This is a genomic window from Corynebacterium pseudogenitalium (genome assembly GCF_024453815.1).
GTDB classification, from domain to species: domain Bacteria; phylum Actinomycetota; class Actinomycetes; order Mycobacteriales; family Mycobacteriaceae; genus Corynebacterium; species Corynebacterium pseudogenitalium.
This window is the reverse complement of sequence record NZ_CP072934.1, coordinates 2157461-2176483: the sequence shown is the minus strand read 5'-3', so window position 1 is coordinate 2176483 and position 19023 is coordinate 2157461. Positions and strand designations below refer to the sequence as shown.

The 19023-nt window shown below is 59.5% G+C and carries 20 protein-coding genes; 9 read left to right on the top strand and 11 right to left on the bottom strand.

What is annotated here, in order from left to right:
• Positions 1–828 carry an HAD family hydrolase gene (locus KBP54_RS10275; protein ID WP_070361759.1) on the top strand — a complete coding sequence of 276 codons (828 nt, stop codon included), beginning with the start codon at positions 1–3 and terminating at the stop codon, positions 826–828.
• Positions 829–831: 3 nt separating this feature from the next.
• Positions 832–2292, top strand: coding sequence for a glycerol kinase GlpK (gene glpK, locus KBP54_RS10270; RefSeq protein WP_256005686.1), 1461 nt, complete (start codon positions 832–834; stop codon positions 2290–2292).
• 13 nt (positions 2293–2305) lie between these two features.
• Here glpK and KBP54_RS10265 read toward each other — a convergent pair whose 3' ends face one another.
• Complete coding sequence (locus KBP54_RS10265) at positions 2306–4141, bottom strand: N-acetylmuramoyl-L-alanine amidase (RefSeq protein ID WP_256005685.1); 1836 nt, start codon at positions 4139–4141, stop codon at positions 2306–2308.
• A gap of 184 nt (positions 4142–4325) precedes the next feature.
• Between KBP54_RS10265 and glf the strand changes: the two genes are divergently transcribed.
• Positions 4326–5504 (top strand): UDP-galactopyranose mutase, encoded by a 1179-nt coding sequence (gene glf, locus KBP54_RS10260; RefSeq protein ID WP_256005683.1) that lies wholly within the window; start codon positions 4326–4328, stop codon positions 5502–5504.
• Between the two features lie 240 nt (positions 5505–5744).
• On the opposite strand, the gene KBP54_RS10255 is transcribed toward glf, so the two are convergent.
• The 6 genes from KBP54_RS10255 to KBP54_RS10230 form a co-directional block, all read right to left on the bottom strand.
• Entirely contained in the window at positions 5745–6719 is a 975-nt protein-coding gene (locus tag KBP54_RS10255; protein ID WP_070975143.1) for an IS3 family transposase, read from the bottom strand.
• 41 nt (positions 6720–6760) lie between these two features.
• Positions 6761–7678: a hypothetical protein gene (locus KBP54_RS10250; RefSeq protein ID WP_256005682.1), complete on the bottom strand. Its 918-nt coding sequence runs from the start codon at positions 7676–7678 to the stop codon at positions 6761–6763.
• Between the two features lie 89 nt (positions 7679–7767).
• A complete protein-coding gene (locus tag KBP54_RS10245; protein ID WP_256005680.1) occupies positions 7768–7905 on the bottom strand; it encodes a hypothetical protein in 138 nt (45 codons plus the stop codon).
• A 45-nt stretch (positions 7906–7950) separates the two neighbouring features.
• Complete coding sequence (locus KBP54_RS10240) at positions 7951–9105, bottom strand: Fic family protein (RefSeq protein ID WP_256005678.1); 1155 nt, start codon at positions 9103–9105, stop codon at positions 7951–7953.
• Positions 9106–9500: 395 nt separating this feature from the next.
• Entirely contained in the window at positions 9501–10217 is a 717-nt protein-coding gene (locus KBP54_RS10235; protein WP_256005677.1) for a hypothetical protein, read from the bottom strand.
• Between the two features lie 134 nt (positions 10218–10351).
• Positions 10352–10573: a PspC domain-containing protein gene (locus tag KBP54_RS10230; protein WP_083329431.1), complete on the bottom strand. Its 222-nt coding sequence runs from the start codon at positions 10571–10573 to the stop codon at positions 10352–10354.
• A gap of 356 nt (positions 10574–10929) precedes the next feature.
• Between KBP54_RS10230 and KBP54_RS10225 the strand changes: the two genes are divergently transcribed.
• The 4 genes from KBP54_RS10225 to KBP54_RS10210 are packed head-to-tail and all read left to right on the top strand — an operon-like array spanning position 10930 to position 14629.
• Positions 10930–11832: a siderophore-interacting protein gene (locus KBP54_RS10225; RefSeq protein ID WP_256005675.1), complete on the top strand. Its 903-nt coding sequence runs from the start codon at positions 10930–10932 to the stop codon at positions 11830–11832.
• Positions 11833–11844: 12 nt separating this feature from the next.
• Positions 11845–12867 (top strand): FecCD family ABC transporter permease, encoded by a 1023-nt coding sequence (locus KBP54_RS10220; RefSeq protein ID WP_070975646.1) that lies wholly within the window; start codon positions 11845–11847, stop codon positions 12865–12867.
• Positions 12867–13862: a FecCD family ABC transporter permease gene (locus KBP54_RS10215; protein WP_083290998.1), complete on the top strand. Its 996-nt coding sequence runs from the start codon at positions 12867–12869 to the stop codon at positions 13860–13862. The genes KBP54_RS10220 and KBP54_RS10215 overlap by 1 nt, the downstream gene beginning before the upstream one ends.
• Positions 13859–14629 (top strand): ABC transporter ATP-binding protein, encoded by a 771-nt coding sequence (locus tag KBP54_RS10210; protein WP_070361767.1) that lies wholly within the window; start codon positions 13859–13861, stop codon positions 14627–14629. The genes KBP54_RS10215 and KBP54_RS10210 overlap by 4 nt, the downstream gene beginning before the upstream one ends.
• Positions 14630–14650: 21 nt before the next feature.
• On the opposite strand, the gene KBP54_RS10205 is transcribed toward KBP54_RS10210, so the two are convergent.
• Entirely contained in the window at positions 14651–15604 is a 954-nt protein-coding gene (locus KBP54_RS10205) for an iron-siderophore ABC transporter substrate-binding protein (protein WP_256005673.1), read from the bottom strand.
• Positions 15605–15703: 99 nt separating this feature from the next.
• Positions 15704–16201: a CBS domain-containing protein gene (locus KBP54_RS10200; protein ID WP_256005671.1), complete on the bottom strand. Its 498-nt coding sequence runs from the start codon at positions 16199–16201 to the stop codon at positions 15704–15706.
• 320 nt (positions 16202–16521) lie between these two features.
• Here KBP54_RS10200 and KBP54_RS10195 point away from each other — a divergent pair, with 320 nt between their 5' ends.
• Both KBP54_RS10195 and KBP54_RS10190 read left to right on the top strand, forming a co-directional pair.
• Positions 16522–17742, top strand: coding sequence for an ATP-binding protein (locus tag KBP54_RS10195; protein ID WP_256005670.1), 1221 nt, complete (start codon positions 16522–16524; stop codon positions 17740–17742).
• Between the two features lie 102 nt (positions 17743–17844).
• On the top strand, positions 17845–18237 hold the full coding sequence (locus tag KBP54_RS10190) for a hypothetical protein (RefSeq protein WP_256005668.1): 393 nt from the start codon (positions 17845–17847) through the stop codon (positions 18235–18237).
• Here KBP54_RS10190 and KBP54_RS10185 read toward each other — a convergent pair.
• Positions 18234–18374, bottom strand: coding sequence for a hypothetical protein (locus KBP54_RS10185; RefSeq protein ID WP_256005667.1), 141 nt, complete (start codon positions 18372–18374; stop codon positions 18234–18236). The two genes, KBP54_RS10190 and KBP54_RS10185, sit on opposite strands and share 4 nt — an antisense overlap.
• A gap of 21 nt (positions 18375–18395) precedes the next feature.
• On the bottom strand, positions 18396–18911 hold the full coding sequence (locus KBP54_RS10180) for a VanZ family protein (protein WP_256000765.1): 516 nt from the start codon (positions 18909–18911) through the stop codon (positions 18396–18398).
• Between the last annotated feature and the right edge of the window lie 112 nt (positions 18912–19023).

Below are 19023 nucleotides of genomic sequence, written 5' to 3'. Positions count from 1 at the left end.
ATGAACGCCCCCAGCCTGATCATCAGTGACATCGATGGCACATTCCTCAACTCCTACGGACGGGTGACACCTCGTCTGCTGGAGGTCGTCGCGCGGGCTGTGCGCGGCGGAACCAAGTTCGGGCTGGCCACCGGGCGCCCCCACCGCTGGCTGCTGCCGGTGCTCGAGCAGCTGCCGTTCGAGCCGGTCTGTGTGGCCGCCAACGGCGCCGTCATCTACGACCCAGAACACGACGAAGTGGTGAAATCCTTCGCGCTGTCCCCGGAGAGTATGCAGGAGACCGTGGAGGTCGTCGAAAAGGTGATGGGGGAAGCCGACGTGACCGTGGGCTACGGGGTGGAACGGCTGAGCCAGAGCGCGCTCGACCCGGAGGAAGAGTGCTTCCTGATCACGCCGGAGTACAACCCGGACGCCTGGGACGCCCGCTTCGGCGTCGTCCACGTCGAGGAGCTGCTGGCAGAACCTGCGGCGAAGCTGCTCGTGCGCTGCCCGGACCTGATGGCAGCAGAGATGTTCGACATGATCGCCCCCGAGATCGACCAGGACATCGCGCACGTGACCTACTCCATGGAGGAGGGGCTGCTCGAGTTCTCGCGCCCCGGCGTGACCAAGGCGGCAGGTGTTTCCTACCTGGCGGCCCAATACGGGATCGACCCGTCTCAGGTGGTGGCGTTCGGCGACATGCAAAACGATGTTGAGATGCTGGCGTGGGCCGGCATGGGCGTTGCCATGGGCAACGCGACGGACGCGGTGAAGGACGCCGCTGATATTGTGACCGCATCGAATGATGAAGACGGCGTGGCACAAGTACTGGAGCACTGGTTTTAACTCATGACGTTGCTGGCGGCTATTGATCAAGGCACAACATCAACCCGGTTCGTAGTCGCCACTACGGGCGGCAAGGTGATCGCGCAGGCGCAGTTCGAGCACCGGCAGATCCTGCCGCGCGAAGGCTGGGTCGAGCACGACCCACTCGAGATCTGGCGCAACACGCGCCGCGCCATGAGCGACGCCGTGGCCAGCGCAGATATCGACGAAGCCGCCATCGCCACTTTGGGCCTGACCAACCAGCGTGAAACCGCCGTCATCTGGGAACGCGCAACCGGCATGCCCATCTACAACGCCATCGTGTGGCAGGACACCCGCACCTCCTACGACGGCGACGCCACCGAGTTCCAGGCCACCACCGGGCTGCTGCGCAACTCGTACCCGGCCGGGCCGAAGTGGGCCTGGATCCTCGACCACGTCGACGGCGCCCGCGAGCGTGCTGCCCGTGGCGAGCTGCTCGCAGGCACCATGGATACCTGGCTGATCTGGAACCTCACCGGCGGCCAGCGCGACCCTGACAACGCACTGCACGTCACCGACGTCACGAACGCCAGCCGCACCCTCCTGATGGACCTGGAAACCCTCCAGTGGGACCCCGACCTGTGCGAAGCCATCGGCGTGCCGCCCGAAATCCTGCCGGAGATCCGCCCGTCCGTCGGCGACTTCGGCCAGGTCCGCAACCGGGGTCCGCTGGCCAACGTGCCCATTTGCGGCGTGCTCGGCGACCAGCAGTCGGCGCTCTTCGGCCAAGGCGGCCTCGAAGAGGGTGCTGCGAAGATGACCTACGGCACCGGCCTGTTCATGCTGCTCAACACCGGCACCACGCCCACCTTCAGCGAGACCGGCATGCTCAGCACCGTTGCCTACCAGTGCGCCGGGCAGCCCGCCGTCTACGCCCTGGAGGGCTCCGTCGCGGTGGGCGGATCGCTCATCCAGTGGCTTCGCGACCAGCTCGGGATCCTGCGCACCGCCGCCGAATCCGAGAAACTCGCCAGCGAGGTCCAGGACAGCGGCGGTGTCGTCATCGTGCCTGCGTTCTCCGGGCTGTTCGCGCCGCGCTGGCGCCCGGACGCCCGCGGCGTCATCACCGGTCTGACCCGCTTCGTGGACCGCCGCCACATCGCGCGCGCCGCCCTCGAAGCAACATGCCTACAGACCCGCGAGGTCGTCGAAGCGATGGGCGTCGAACTGCGCGAGCTGCGCGTCGACGGCGGCATGACCTCCAACGACCTCCTCATGCAGATGCAGGCCGACATCCTGGGCACCCGCGTCGTGCGCCCCGGCAACATCGAAACCACCGTCATGGGGGCAGCGTCGGCAGCGGGGATGGGCGCCGGGCTTCTCGACGCCCCACTCTCCCTCGGCACGCCCACAACCTGGGAAGATACGGCAAACGCGGCGACTCGCGAAGTGCTTGTCGCCGCGTGGGAAGATGCGGTACGCCGTTCCTATAACCTTGCCTAGCCGCTAGCCGTTGCTAGTGCACGCCAATGTTGATGGTGTTGGTGTGCTGGTTGTACGTGATGTCGCCGCCTTGGAAGTCGACGCGGAAGAGGCCGTCGCCAATCGGGTGCTCGGAGTTGACCGGCAGGCCGAGCGGGCCGGCGTCGAGACCTTGCTGGAGCCAGGCGTTCGCGATCTTCGTGAACATCGTGAACGCTTCGCCCTTCGCGTTGCGCACGGCGATGCCGTTCTGGAAGAAGCCGAAGTCGTTGCCGCCCACGCCGCCGACGCCACCGATGACGGCGCCGAGCGTCGGCTCGAACTGCTTCCACACCGCAGCCAGGTCGTTCTGGCCAGCGAACTTCAGCATCGGCTCGATGTACGGGGCGATCTGCTGCAGCGTCAGCCCCGGAGCGATCTCCACACCTGCGAGGTTCTGGATGCCTCCCGGCAGCAGGTCGTTCGCCTTCGCGTACAGGAAGATCAGGCCAGCCAAGGTGCCGACGGCCGCTGCGATCGCCACCGCGTCACCCGAGGCAATACCTGACAGGGAAATGTTGTCGGAGGAGCCCGAGTTGGTCACCTGGGTCGTGGTGCCGTCAGGGTTCGTGACGGTGCCTGACTCCTTCTTCCCGGAGCCCAGTGCGTCGAGCAGGTCGCCGACCGTGGTGTCGGTGGCTGGACCCGTGTAATCACCCGGTGGGGTGAACTCGGAAGAGTTCTTCAGCGCGCGGTACTTCGTGTTCGCGATTGTGCGCACCGTGCCCATCTGGTTGTACAAGTTCTGACCTGGGCACTCGTTGTAGTGGAAGTCCCGGTGCGCGTTGATGTTCGGGAACATCCCGCCCTGGCCGGCGCGGTACTTGCTGCCCTTGAAATCGAAGTCAGCGTAGTGGTAGCTCGAACCCATCGGGTCGAACCCGGAGACAGCAGCCTTCCAACCGATGATGTCGCCCAGCGCCTGCAGCGACGCACGCGTCGGCACCGCAGTCTGGTAGTTGCCCAGCACGGACACGCCCCAGGTGTTCTGGTTGAAACCACCCACGTGCGCACCTTGGACCGCACGGTCGAGTCCGCCGTAGCGGCCCTCGTAGATGTTGCCGTACTTATCCACCATGGCGTTGTAGCCCACATCGCCCCAGCCCAGGGTGTAGGTGTGGTAGTTCCAGATGCCGCGGACGATGCCCGGCGCCTGCGCCTCGGTGTAGTTGTTGGAACCAGCGGTGTGGTGGACCGTCGCGGCCGTGACCGGCGCGGTGTACGTCGGGTTGCTGTTCTTGCCCGCACCCCACTGTGCGCGCGTGATCACCTTCGGCATGCCGTAGGTGTAGGAGTCCACGACTGGTTTGATGTTGCCGTTGACGGTGCCGGTGCCGCCGTCGATAAATACGGCCTGGATGTCGGTGGCCGTATTCGGTGCAGTGGAGTCCTTGCGGCCGTTCTCCAGGAGATCGACGTTGCCCGTGGAGACCTGAACACGCTTCGTCGGCTCCACGAAGATCGGCTCGGTGCCAAACGTGTCGGTGCCGGGTGCTGCATCGAGCGGATCCATCTCGAACCACTCCGTCCAGCTGCCGTCGGCACGCTGGGCACGCACGTAGGCGACGATGTCGCGGTCGCCCTTCCACGTCAGGCCAAACAGCGTGAACTCGCGGTCGCGGGTGAACTCCTTGACCACACGACGCTCCTCGGTCTCCCCGCCCTGGGTGCGCACCGCTGCGTCATCCACGGTGATATTCGCACCCTTGGCGAAGGACTCGCTGGCGTTATAGACGTCCATCTGCGCCGGTGCCGCTGACTGGACCTGGACAATGTGGTTGCCGCCGAACGCTCCGGCGACAACGAGGGCCACGGACATCACCGCAGCCATGAGAGGGCGCACCCTGCTGGGGGACCCGTTCAGGCGTTTGCGTTGTTGCACGATTCAACTCCTGTGGCTATAGGGATAAAGGTTACTCCAGTGAAGTGTAGTGCAAGTTAAAGTCTCAAGTGAATCTTGAGGCTTGGCGTGTCGTGCGGAGGGGCGTCGAAAAGAAATGTGACAAAATGGCCGTATGACTTACGACCTCATTGTTGTTGGATCCGGATTCTTCGGCCTCACCGTGGCAGAGCAAGCCGCCAGCGAGCTGGGTAAGCGGGTGCTCGTGGTGGAGAAGCGCAACCACATCGGCGGCAACGCCTACTCCGAAAAGGAGCCGGAAACCGGCATTGAGGTGCACAAGTACGGTGCGCACCTCTTCCACACCTCCAACGAGCGCGTGTGGGAGTACGTCAATCGCTTCACCTCCTTTACCGACTACCAGCACCGCGTCTTCGCGATGCACGACGGCACCGCCTACCAGTTCCCAATGGGTCTGGGCCTGATCAACCAGTTCTTCGGTAAGTACTACTCGCCGGACGAGGCCCGCAAGCTGATCGAAGAACAGCGCGAGGGTCGCGACCCCGCCGAGGCTACGAACCTCGAAGAGCGTGGCATTGCGCTGATCGGCAAGCCGCTGTACGAGGCATTTGTGAAGCACTACACCGCCAAGCAGTGGCAGACCGATCCCACCGAACTACCGCCGGAAATCATCTCCCGCCTGCCAGTTCGCTACACCTTCAACAACCGCTACTTCAACGACAAGTACGAAGGCCTGCCCGTCGACGGCTACGCCGCCTGGCTCGAGAACATGGCCGATCACGAACTTATCGACGTCCGCCTCGACACCGACTGGTTCGACATCCGCGACGAGTTCACCGGCATCCCAGTGGTCTACACCGGGCCGCTCGATCGCTACTTCGACTACGCCGAAGGCCACCTCGGTTGGCGCACCCTCGACTTCGAACAGGAAGTACTGGACACAGGCGACTTCCAGGGCACCTCGGTGATGAACTACAACGACGCTGACGTCCCCTACACCCGCATCCACGAGTTCCGCCACTTCCACCCGGAGCGCTCCGAATACCCAACGGACAAGACGGTGATCGTGAAGGAGTACTCCCGCTTCGCCACGGACGACGACGAGGTGTACTACCCAATCAACACCCCCGAAGACCGCGCCAAGCTGCTGAAATACCGCGAACTCGCCGCCGAGGAATCCCGCAAGAACGGCGTCCTGTTCGGCGGCCGCCTGGGCACCTACCAGTACCTGGACATGCACATGGCCATCGGCGCTGCCCTGTCCCTGTTCGACAACCACCTGCGCCCCCACTTCGAGGACGGCGAGCCGCTGGACCAGAAGCGCGGGCACTAGGGGTTCGCTTGGGGTTTCGGCGGGGTCTTGAGGGGTGAGTGCCAAAGGACGCACCCGTTTATATCTAGAACATTTCTTACCTGCTAGTTTGAATGTCTAGGGTAATTCGGGTTGTGCCTATTGGCACTCTTTCTCTTGTACGCGCACCAAATTCCCGCGTCGACTTCGCGCGACCTGGGGAAACGTCTCGGCGCCCAACCGAAACGCTTTATGTCAAGTGGTTGTGAACATGGTTGGGTGTTAGATCGTGATGGGTTGTGGGGGCGGGGCGGTTTGGGTAGTGGTGCGGATGATGCTGACTTCTGCCGGAATGCCTGTGCCAGCTGCGGTGTTCGGAAGTTGAGTGATGATGCCTTCGCGTAGCGCGTTTCGCATCCCCTCCTCGCGTTGGTGTTGCAGTTTGTCCCAGGTGCCGTCGAGGATTGCTTGTGGTGGGTAGTAGTTGATTCCACTGTGGGGAGTGGCGTTATAGACCGGCACCCATTCGTTGAGCCAGTTTTTGGCGTGGCCGAGTGTGGCAAACGTTTTCGGGTAGTAGGTCCTGCCTTTCATCGTGTGGAATACCGACTCGGTATGCGGATTGTCGTTGCTGGTGTGAGGCCGGTTAAATGAGCGGGCCACACCGTGTTTGGCGAAGAGTTTGCCGAGGCGTTTGCTTGTCATCGCACTGCCGTTATCAGAGTGCACGGTTTTCACGTGGGGAAAACGAGTCAGGATGTCGTCAAACATTGCTGCTGCTACGTGGCTGTTTTCGCGTTCTGCTACGACGCAGCCAACGATTGCGCGGGAGTACAGGTCAATGACCGTGTGGCATGCGAAGTTTTGTCCGACGTATTGGCCAGGCAAGAAGGTAATGTCCCAGCACAGTACCTGGCCTGGTGCTGTGGCGCGTACATGTGGCGGGGAGGCGTTTCGTTTGCGTTGAGCTTGCTTGGCTTTGGTGTTGTGTCGTTGGTAGAGCAATCGTCCATGTTTTTTGGCAACTCGGTAGAAACTGCGCAGGCTTGCCAGGTAAATCCCGTTGTTTAACGCGGCGTAAAACACCTGGTCCACCCCGGAATGTGGATTGGCGTCTAGCAATTCCAAGATGCGCTCGACAGTGGTATCGGACAGTCGGTTGATCCGTCGTTTGTCGTAGGCAATTGGATCGGCAACACGTGGGCGTGGCTTCGTTTGATAGAACACGCGGCTGCGTGAGACTCCGATGATGCGCATTGCGTGAGTTTTCGAATAGCCACAGTCAACTAACTGGTCAATCAGTGTTTCTTCTGCGTGTTGTCCTTGGTCGTAGAGGCGTTGTTGGTCTTGAGTGAGGACTCTTCCGCCACGTTTGAGTCCACGCCATGTTGCCCTGGCATGGTCGCTAAAGCTTTTCCCAACACATCAGTGGCTAGTTCAGCCCGCTCTGCTCTTTCTGTTGCCTTATCCAGGGCACGCTGCATAGCTTCCTCCCGACGCTTCGCATCGAGTTCGAGCTTGCGCTTTTGCTGCATCAACGCGGAGACTTCCTTGCGTAACTGCTGGATTTCAACGCACTCATCCATCGTCAATGTTCCAATCCTCCTTGGTGTAGTACGCGTGGTGAGATCACCATCGGCAACCATTGCTGTCCAGCGTCGCACGGTGTGGTCAGCAAGTCCATGTTCAATCAACCACGCTTCTTTCTGGCCATACGGCACCAGCTGATATTCAATGGCCATCTCACGGATGTAGTCAGGTGAATACCTTCCCCGATATGCTTCATCAACGCTGCGTTTGGCTCGTTGAATACCATCTAAACCATCAGTGGTGGACTTTGATAACTGTAATGCGCGGGCCCAGCGCTTGATATCGCAAGACTGGATTGCCTGTCGGGTGCACCATGGGCCTTTCGTGCCGTACGGCAACCGGTTATAAATCGTGATCATTTGTCGCTGCTGTGCTGGATGAAACCACCTGCCAGAGCCAGTAGTGCGGTACGGGGAGAACACGACTGCTACTGCTTGAAGTGAGGCCAACGTGTCTTCATCGAGTACTTGCCCCGCTGCCAGCACACGCGGTGGCATTGCTAGGATCTCTTTGACTTCCTCGCGTGATGTTTTAGTCTTGCCCCCGTGGGTCCTTACCGGGGTTGCAACGGTCGGTGGTGACGTCAACGCTGACGGCACCAACTCAGGCAACTGTGGGTCGGTCATGAACAAAACCTCCTATGGATTGACGTTCACAACCATCCTGACACTAAGGGAAATTCGGGGATTTGGTGCGCGCAGCTCTTGGCCCTACGCTACGGCTTCTTCCTATCGGTGATGCGTACCAGGCAGCCAGCGGCTGCGCCCACCAGCGCGGCCCACAGAATATTCGGCACAGGTCCTGCCACGATCAGTGTGATGCATGCCAGCGTCGCCGTTGCCATCAAAGTCAACCAAGTGATTCTTGCCGAAGGCATCGCGGCGCTGGGCTCTGCGCCTCAAGTGCGTCGCCTCTGCTCGGCGAACTCATTGAGCAAATCCAACACGTCGGGGGCTCGCCAGGCGCGGGTGCGTCTGTCCAGCTGTGCTCCGGTAACGATGCCGGCCTGCGCGAGTGCTTCGAGCGCATTTCCTGCTGAGGTCTGCGTCGCTCCTAATTCCTCTACCACAATCCGCGTGGTGATTACCGGCCGCTGCAACAACAACGGGAGCACTCTCCATACAAGGGCATCGGAGCGTGCGGTCAACTGTTGCTTCCACTCATCCAGCAGCGTATTCAGTTCATCTGCGATCCACGTGCCGTACTCGACGGCTTCGAGCGCACTTGCTGCGAAAAGGTTGACGATTTGGTCGGCGTCACCTTGCCGGTATGCGTCCAGTGCAGCAAAGTAGTCATCAATATGGGACAGCAAACCTGCAGAGATTGGCACCGACCCATTGACACTGATGCCGTGGGTTTTCAGCAACACATGAACGAGGGCTCTCCCTGTCCTCCCGTTTCCGTCCGCGAAGGGGTGGATGGTTTCCAACTGAGCGTGTGTAATCGCGGCCTGCGCCAACGCTGGGATGTCGCGGCGCGACATGAACCTCTCCAGATCCGCCAACAGCTCCGGTACATGATCGTGGTGCGGCGGAACGAACAATGCACCGCCCGGGTGGTGGTTGTCCGGTCCACCGATCCACACCGGCTGCTCGCGCAGTCGACCTGCGATTCTCGGTGCAGCGTCCTGCAGAAGCACACTGTGCATCGCCAACAACGTTTCAGTTGTTGCTGTATCAACTGCAATCACCCGTTGCATCTGTCGAACATTCGCCACGATCAGCTTTGCATTGGCCGACCCCGAACCAGAAAGTTCCGCTTCAAATATCTTGCGAGACGAGGAGGTAAGTTGTTCAATTCTACTCGATGCGACGGCTTCACCGCGCAGCAAAAGTGGGATAAAAGGAATGAGGTCTGTGGCGTGTGTGGCGTCGAAACGCGTCACCGCGATGGTTGCTCGATCCGCGGCTGCAAGCGTTTCAGGGCGTAGCTGCAATTCCTCGTTAGCGATGCGCGGGACTATGGCGCTCTCGTATTTTCGCGGCGTACGTAGCTGCGCCCGACGCGATATATTCTCGGTTGCAGCCTGCCACGGCAAAGTCTCATAAGTCACACTCGGCCACACCATACGTCATAAGTTAGCATGCAAAGTTGTGATGTCGTACCCAACCTATAAACTTAGACATCTATCCTTTGCTATTTGAAGCAACATCAAAGGATAGGTGGAAAGCGCACCTGCTCCCAATGATTGCCTCACCATCTGTACCGAATGGGTGAACAATTGCCAGCCTGGGCATGATGGCAGTGTCTAGAGCATCTGTCAGGGCGAAGTGGCATGGGCGCTCGGTTGAGGGCTTTGTGCTGTCGGTGGGGATGGACCTCCAAAATGACGAGTGAAACCATTTCAAAGTGCCGAACGTGCTGGTAGAAGACTATGAGCGGGTAGTGCTATCGATCTGATCGGTGCAGATCCGCCGGAAGGCACAAGCCACGCTTACACGTTTTTCCTCAGCAGCTGCGCGGGGATTCGCTGCGCGATGCTTGCTTCAGTAGATGTTCGCGGGTGCCTGCGCGGATAATCTCGAGAATGCAAGCAACCTTGACGGCAAGCTGCACCTCGTGGAGCATGTATGCCTCGACCGGGAGTACGGAATAAAACATTTGCGCAGCTTGAATAATGACCACAGCGCCAACCAGGTACTTCCAATTCATCTCATAAAACGCGAGCGTGGCCAGGGTGCAGACGGTGCCTACCAAGATTGCCTCCGGGGACGGCCACGCATGGGCAGTGAGTAGCCGCCCCGCAGTAAGAATGAGAAAAGCGGCCGTGATCGCGCCGGGCATCGATAGCCTGCTCGTGTCTTGATGAAGTACTAACACGGGATTGGCCTGCTCTATGTGGGAAATGATGAGGACGTAGATTCCTGCGAGCAGTAACCCTGCCGGAAGCGGAATCCAAACGTGTATAAACGATTCTGGGCTGGGGGCCAGGACCATGGGCACAATGATTGCGATGAGGCCCAGCAGGCCGGCTGCGCTGGCGATAATCGAAAACTTCCGGGGTAGCGGTCGCAAAAGCAGCGCGGCTATTCCAAACACCAACGCCGAATACGGTCCAAAGACGCTGATGATGCTCGCTAACGGTGACTCTGGCTCCGATGCTGCATCCGGAACTTCGAGGAAGTAATCGAGAAGGATGGCTAGTAACGGAAGGAAATGAAACATGTGGAAACACCTAGCGGCATGTAGCTACTAATAGGTATGCCATAAATGTACGGGACTGCACCTGTACGTGTAGGACGTTGCCGATAGATTCGGTGGGGCGCGGTACCTGGCACGCCACCTCGTCTCTTGGCTGGTCAGCTTGCAGGTTGCTCAGTTTCCGGCGGCTCAGGGTTATCGTCGAGCGGATACAACAACCACTGGAGGATATAGGTGGCAATGGCGGGCAAGCTAAATAGTTGCGCTACTGCATACCACCAACGGATTGTGTCTGGGCTGCGACCGTAGCGTTCTGCGAGCCCTGCACAGACCCCTGCAATGACGCGTCCGCGTGATGTCCTGTAGTAAGGCCTGCGCATGTTATTCCCTTCAGACGAAATGGCGGGTCGAAATCACTGTGTCAGAGCTTAATGGATGGGTGCCGACGACGATATGAACAACGAGCGCGCTCACTCCTGGTGACAGGGAAGCTCAGGGCCGCTTGCGTCGGACAAGCACCAAACTGGTTCCGATCAGTGCGTCCTACCCATCGCTAAAGAGAATGTATCCGCCTTTTACTTCGCCGGGTCGACGAACGTCGATACGAGGTAGCGGTTGATGATGCCCCTGCTGTCACCTGCTTTGAAGGTGGCTAGCCGACTCCAGCTACGCGGGCGCTAGGGGACTGCGCGCTTCACACTTTCTATAGGTTAGGCAAGCCTATATAATTTACGGGGTGAGTTTTAGGTCTTTTCTTGCAACCGTCGTCCGGAGTGAACGTATTGCGCCGAGTTTCCAGCGGGTGACGTTCACCGGGATCGACGCCATGGGGCCCGCCGTTCCGATCAGAGATTTGCGTATCAAGCTGCTGATCCCGCCTGCCAGCGGTCTGTTCGAGCTTCCCGAAGAGGGGTGGTGGGACACATGGCGTGCGATGCCGGAGCACACGCGCGGACACCTGCGTACCTATTCCATTCGGGAGTTCCGGCGAAGTGCTGACAGCCCTGACGAAGTGGATGTGGATTTTGTTTTGCACAGCGATAGTCCCGGTCCCGCCTCGGCGTGGGCACAAGACGCTCACCCTGGACAGCAGCTGCTGATTATTGGACCAACCCGCGACGATGATTCCGGTGTTGGTATTGAATTTAACCCCGGATCTGCTGGGATTGCCCGTCTTTACGGCGATGAAACCGCGTTGCCTGCAATGGCTCGTATCCTGGAGGATTGGCCCGAGGGGCTCGCTGGTTCGGTTGATATCGAGGTGCCCGCCGGCAATCACCTGCCCATCGACTTCCCTTCACAGGTTGATGTCCGGTGGCATTTTCGTGCAGAGGGGGACTTCGACTATGGAGGCTTGCTTCTTGCGCAGCTGAAACAGGAAGTTGGATCCCGTTGTGCCTCCGCTTCGTTGGAAAATGGAGAACCTGGTCTTGTGGATGAAGCCCAGCTCGATGAAGTCTGGGAGACACCCACGTATTCCAGCAGTGGAGAATTGATAGGTCCCACGTCGGATACTGCAGGGCACACCTATTACTGGATCGCAGGGAAGAACACGGCTGTGACGGCGATGCGGCGGCTCCTGGTGAAAGAGGCGGGTGTGCCTCGCCACCACGTGTCGTTTATGGGGTATTGGCGATAACGGGGTTACAAAGTGGATAAACGTGTAGGGCTTGTCGCTTTCCTTGCGGCTTCCACCGTGTGCGCGGCATTAGTGTCTCTTCTGTTCGGGGCGCGTGAAATGGGTTTCGGGGCGACGTTGGGCGCGGTTCGCGACGGAATTGTGTTGGCATTCTCGGGAGGAGCCGAGAGGCTTGAGGCCTCCAGCGACGAGGCGAAGATCATTGCACAGCTTCGGGTTCCGCGCACCCTGCTCGGCCTGTTGGTGGGGGCAGCGTTGGGCACAGCGGGGGCGTTGCTGCAGGGGCACACTCGAAACCCGCTCGCGGACACAAACTTGCTGGGTGTAGGCCCTGGTGCGGCGCTTGCGGTGGCTGCAGCCATTTCCTTTCATGGCTCAATGACGGTGTTGGGCACTGTTGGGGTGGGATTCCTCGGCGCAATACTTGCGGTGGCGCTCGTGTTCACACTCAGTATGAGGAGCCTGGGATCGAGCCCGATCATGGTTGTGCTCGGTGGTTCTGCGCTGGGCGCGGTTTGTAGTGCGCTCACCAGCGGCATCGTGCTGACCAATACACAAAGCCTCAACGAGATGCGGTTTTGGACGGCGGGCGCTATCGCTGGGCGCGACATGCAGGTGGTCGCGGTGCTTGCCCCGGTGATTCTCCTCGGACTAGTGGGGGCCTTCGCCATGGCAAACAGGGTGAACCTCCTGAACTTGGGAGACGATGTGGCAAGCGCACTTGGCGTGAGCGTCCCCCTCTCGCGGGCCGTGGGCATCGTCCTGGTTGCATTGCTCACGGGTGCCGCGGTGGCTGGGGCGGGCCCAATCGGGTTCGTCGGTCTGGTTGTTCCACACCTTGTGCGCGCCTTCACGGGGCCCGATTACCGCTGGGTACTACCGTGTTCCGCGTTGGCTGGGGCCACGTTGCTTTTGCTTGCCGACGTTATCGGCCGCGTCATCGCCAGGCCCGGCGAATTGCAGGTGGGCATCACGCTCGCCTTCGTTGGTGCCCCATTTGCCCTGTACCTCTTGCGCAAAGGGGCGAAACTGTGATGCGGGTTTTCGTGACGAATGGTGTCCTTGCGGTGTTGGCTTTCGCCGCGGCCCTTGGCGGCGTTATAGTCGGGGACTTCGGGCTTACGGTGCGGGATGTCGCTTCTGCGCTCATGGGCCAATCCACAGAATTGGCTCGTACGGTGATTGTTCAGTGGCGTCTGCCGCGGGTGGTAACTGCTTTGGGAGTAGGAGCTGCGCTTGGTTTTGCGGGGGCGATCTTCCAGACCATCACGAGGAATCCATTGGCGAGCCCAGACATCTTGGGCGTCACTTCGGGTGCCTCCGCTTTCGCATTGACTGCGTTACTTGCTGGTGGAAGCTCCGGAATGCTGCTGCATCTTCTGGGGGTCCCGCTCAGTGCGTTCCTCGGTGGATTAGCAGTGTCTGCGGCAATCTGGTGGCTGAGCCGTGGCGCGGGTCTCGGGTCTTTCCAGCTTGTCTTCGCCGGGATCATTATCAATGCACTGGCGATGGCATATACCTCGTTCCTGCTCGTTCGCGCCGACTATCGTGACGTGGGCAAGGCGCAGGCGTGGGTGACCGGCTCGGTGGGTTCTGCTAGCTGGCGCGATGCACTCGCCGTACTTATTGCGCTGGCAGTCGTCGTTCCGTTCTTGCGGTGGGCAGCCTTCAATCTGCAGGCGCTCTCGCTCGGGGAGGATACGGCTGCTGGCCTCGGGGTGGAGCCCCGGCATATGCAACTCATCCTCATGCTCATGGCTGTAGTGCTGGCATCGGTGGCCGTCGCGGCGTCTGGTCCGATAGCTTTTGTGGCGTTTGTTGCGCCACAGATTGGACGCAAGATCACACAAGCAGCAACGCCACCTTTAGGAACAGCGATGCTCGCTGGCGCGGCGATTGTGTCTGGCGCAGACTTAGCAGTGCGCACCCTGGTGCCGGGGAACTTGCCGGTGGGCATAGCTACAACTGCGATTGGTGGCGCAGCACTGCTCTACACACTGCTACGCGCAACACGAAAGGTGTCCGTATGATGCTTCAGGTTCGAAATCTCAAGGTGAGTTATGGGGCTTCCGTCATCGTTGACGGCATTGATCTCGACGTGCCCCAAGGCGGTGTCACCACAATCATCGGCCCCAACGGTTGCGGCAAGTCAACGCTGTTGCGAGCTACAGCAGGGCTTATTGCGCGCGATGGCGGCACGGTAATGCTGAACGGCGTAGACACGTCGAAAATGAAGCGCCGAGAGATTGCGCGTCAGCTAGCAGTATTGCCACAGACGCCTGTCGCCCCCGAGGGACTGACGGTTCGTGACTTGGTCAGCCGCGGACGCCACCCGCATCAGTCTTGGCTACGACAGGCTTCTGCTGAGGATGCGCGTGCGGTTGATGCGGTGATGGAACTGACCAATATTGCAGAGTTTGCAGATCGTCCACTCGAACGGCTTTCTGGCGGACAGCGCCAGCGTGCCTGGATCGCGATGGTCTTGGCGCAGGACACTCCGCTCGTGTTTTTGGACGAGCCGACGACATACCTCGACCTGTCTCACTCCGTCGAGGTCTTGTCGCTCGTACGTCGACTCGCTGATCAAGAGGGGCGAACCGTGCTCATGGTGTTGCATGATTTGAACCTCGCAGCACGCTACTCGGATCAACTTATCGTGATGCAGCGTGGCGAGGTTCGTGCGGTCGGTGCGCCTGCCGAGGTGGTCACGGAGACTTTGCTGAACAGCGTTTTTGATCTGCCTGCTGTCGTGGCAACCGACCCGGTAAATGGGGGCCCACTGGTTGTCCCCCGGTAAGCACCACTTCCGCCTGGTGTTCTAGAGCGACTTTTTGATTTGCTCGATTGCGTACGGGATGGTGAGGGGGTTCGGCATGCTCATTGCATTGGCGGTATCGGTGTCTAGCCAGTAGACCCCGCCACGCTTGTTGACATCAAGGTCCATGAAATTCTCGTCGTTCTTCAGCGCATCGATTGCGCCGTAATAGTCCAGCACGAAGAGGTAGTCCACGTCGTTGAAGTCGACGTAGTTTTCAGGCGACCAGTCGAGGAAGAAGCTGGAGCCATCGCCGTTGAACTTCTCTGGGATCTTGAAACCAAGCTTTTCAATGAAGGAGCCGCGGCCGTCGCCCGAGGTGTATACGCCAAACTTTCCGTCGTAAGGCATGCCGATTACCGCTGTTTTGCCTTGCAACTCAGGGTGAGCTTCGCGGAAATCTTGGAAAGCCTGCTCGGAATCGGCGATGAGTTTTTCGCCTTCGGCTTCCTTATTCAACGCCTTGGAGATTTCCTTAATCTGCTCATCCCACGGCACTTGCCAATCTTGGTATGCATCCGAGTGGAAGGTAGTTGGCGCAATTTGCTCGAGCAGCGCCTTCTTGTCAGCTTCGAGACCACTGTTCACCGCAATGATCTTTGTCGGGTTGAGCGAGGCAACTCTTTCGGCAGTGTCGGTGCTTAACTCGGTGGTCGTATCCCGGATCGGGTTTGGGTCGACTGTGAGTTTGTCCTTGGCCCATGGTCCAAGTCCGGAAGGGTCTCCCGAACCTTCCTGTTGCCAGGTGGCGTAACCGACCGGTTGTTCACCGAGCGCAAGGACCGTATCGACGTCGCCGAGACCCATTGTCACAATGCGCTCCTCTGACCCGTTGGCATTGGAGGTTTCGGGAGCGGTTGTCGAATCGCTTGATCCGGTGGAGCAGCTGGCAAGCATGAGCGCCGCAGTGAACGTGGCTGCGATCCCCTTCAGGGCGCGAGGGGTAAAGAGTGTCAAGGTTGCACCTTTCGTAGGTGGTTAAAGAATTTCGCGTTAGGTCTCCCTGACCTAACGTGACCACTCTAAGGTATGCCTTGCCTAATGGGCAATCCTTGTCTAGGCGCTCGGGACCGGGTCGACGAACGTCGATACGAGGTAGCGGTTGATGTCGGAGCGGTTGATGGTGCCCACGACGGTGTCGTCATCCGCCACAACCAGCGCCTTCTTTAGGTGTTTATCGGCGAGGATGGAGGAGATGTGCCCGAGGTCGTTGTTGACGTTGACCGTGATGACGGACTTGGTCGCGATGGAGACGATTGGCCGGTCGAGGACTACGGCGACGTCGGTACCGAACTCCGTCGAGTCGTTGTGCGCGAGCAGCGCATACGGTGTGGTGAGCGCCGGGACGGAGTCGCCGATGACGTCGAGCACGTCGCCGTCGGAGACGAAGCCCGTGGTGGGCGTCATGACGGCCGCGCCCAGCATGTATGCCGTGGCGAGCCACTGGACAGTCGAGACGCCAATGTTGAAGTCGGCCATGATGTTGGTGAAGCCGACGTTGAGGAACGTTTCATTAAACGTAGCGATAAACGCAGCGAGCGCCGCCGCAAACATAATGGACAGCGGCCGATTTTCTGCAGCCTGAGCTGCCTAGGGTGGAGACGTAGCCATGAAGCCTCTCTCAGTCGAGCGGATAGGAATGGCTTCGGTGGCGTTAGCGGATTTACGCGCGGCTATCCCGGCAGCGGGACCGCACAACGTGTCTCGTATTCCAGGCCAGGGGCAAGGCTGTAGCAGATTTTCGGTTTTGGTAGGAGTGGATTTCAAAGTGGCGAGTAAAACCATTCTAAACTGCCGAGTAAAAGTATTTCAAAATGACGAGTGAAACCATTTCAAAGTGCGGAATAGGCAGTTCATGGCTATGATTTATCCTCATGGTGGATTCGTATATTGCCCGCATTGCGGACGCTCAATTAGAGGCAGCGCTTCGGCGGCAAGGTGGGGTGCTCATCCAGGGACCAAAAGGCTGCGGGAAAACAGAGACGGCAAGCCGACAAGCGGGAAGCATTTTGAATGTTGAAACCGATCCCAGCGTCCCATTGGCGATGGCTACCGATCCACGGTTGCTGCTCGATGGGGAGGCACCTCGCCTTGTCGACGAGTGGCAACTGCATCCTCGCCTGTGGGATTTTGCGCGACACGAAATTGATCGGCGCAAAGCGAAAGGGCAGTTCATTTTCACAGGCTCGACAGCGCCTGGGGTGAACGCGACTCGCCACTCCGGGGCAGGTAGATTTGCGCGATTGACGATGTCGACCATGACGCTATTTGAATCCGGCGAATCGGATGGCTCGGTATCTTTGCGGGATGTCGTTGCTGGTAAGTCTCCTGCTTTTGCAACTCCGCCGCTCGAATTTGCGGATTTAGCGAATCGGATGTGTCGTGGTGGCCTGCCCTACAATATGGATCTTTCTTTGGAAGATGCCATTCAAAACGTCCGCGACTACATGCAAACAGTCGCGGACGTAGACATTCACACGGTTGGGGATGTGACTCGCGACTCGGAACGGGTTCGTAGAGTTTTGCGCTCTATTGCAAGAGCCGTGGGGACAGAGCTTGGCCTACAGACGATTGCAACCGACGTCGAAGTGAGTCGCGATACGGCGCGTGACTACCTTGACGCGCTTTCTCGGATTTTCGTCTCCGTGGATCAACCAGCCTGGTCGACTCACCTGAGGACAAAAGCAACGTTGCGAAAGTCTCCCAAGCGTCACCTCGCTGACCCTTCGTTCGCCATGGCTGTCCTTGAGCGAGGCCCACATCATCTGATGCAGGATGCCCGCTATTTTGGGCAACTGTTTGAGTCGCTCGTTGTGCACGAATTACGCGCTTTGACTGGCAAGACGGTGTACCACGCAAGGCTGAATACAAAGCTCGAAGTGGATGCTGTAGTCAGCTTTGACGATGTTGATTTACTCGTCGAAGTGAAGCTTGGCTATACGCCAGAGATTCTTGACCACGCCGCAGATACGCTTAAACGGTTTGCGGATCAGCTTGAACAGGAAACAGTTTTGCTCATCGTGACCTCAGGGGGTCCGGTCCACAGGCGTGCGGACGGTGTGATTGTTGCGCCGATTGGGGCGTTGGGTCCGTAGCGGAGGGATTGACGTGCTGTTCCGCGGGTGGTGGTCACTGAAAAAGTTGGGCGGGGAACTTTTTCAAAAGGATAGGAGGGGAAACCTCTGTACCATGTGCACATGGAACCTCGAAGCATTCTCCGGACCTACGCGACGGCGATGGTTGTGTGCCTCGCGCTGGCGATCGGTACGCAGATCCTGCTCGGTAGCTCCGTGGAATTCATGACTATGACCATGGTGTGCGGCATCGTGGAGGCATCGACGGCGCTGCTTGCGCTGGGCGGCGCGGTCTGGTTCACGCAAGCTGCGTGGGGGCGCGGCTACAGAAGGGCAGTTGTGACGGCGTGGGTAGCCGCGGTGTGCCTGGTGGTCGGGTGGGGGTCGATGGCGGTGGCGCGGTGGGAAGAGTATCGGGCGGAGATGTCCCTGCCGATCATCAACCTCTTTATGTTCCTCATTCCCATCGGCCTGGTGGTGTTGTTGAGCGCGGTCCAGCTGGTGCGGCGGCGCTAGCGCTGCGCACCTTTAATAAGGAACACCACGCCCACGATCGCGCTGGCGGCCGCGATGATGGCGCCTGTCGAGCCTGAGATGAACATGGCCGCGAATGCGGAGAGCAAAATTCCTGCCCCGCCAATTAAGAAATCCATAGGTTGCAAGGCTAGTGCATGTCAGTAGACTTCGGTGACCTTGGAGGGGTCGCCGAGGCGCTCGCCGACGAACACGAGGCCGAGGAAGCAGAGTGGTACGACGTAGCCGAGCACGATCCAGAAGGTGTGCAGGCGCGGGCCGCATGCGCGCGCGATGCCGACGCCCACCAGGGTGCCCACGGTGTTCATGAGGAGGTCGTCGATATCTGAGTAGCCGAGCGAGAAGATGTATTGTCCCGTTTCGACGGCCAGGCTCAGCCCGAACCCGAACAGCACGGCCCAGCGGGCGTCGCGGAAGGCAACGTATGCGAGCACGCCGATGGGGATGAAGAAGGCGATGTTGCCGCCGTAGCCGAAGAGGGGCGCGAACCAGGATTGGGCGTCGTGAAGCTCGGCGAGGGGCTGTAGCGAGAGTCCGCGGCGGCGTTGGTTGGCTGGGTCCCAGAGGTAGCCGATGCGGAAGAACGCTTTACACATTGTTAACGCAATGACGACGCAGCAGTAGGCTGCGAGGGCTCCGAGGGCTTTGCGGTTCATGGTTGCAACCTAGCACAGTTTCACACCAGTCACAGGGGTAACGGTGGGGGCGTCGAAAAGTCGCTCTGAACTGCGTAAACGGAAAAGCGAGATAGTGGGTGAAAATAAATGC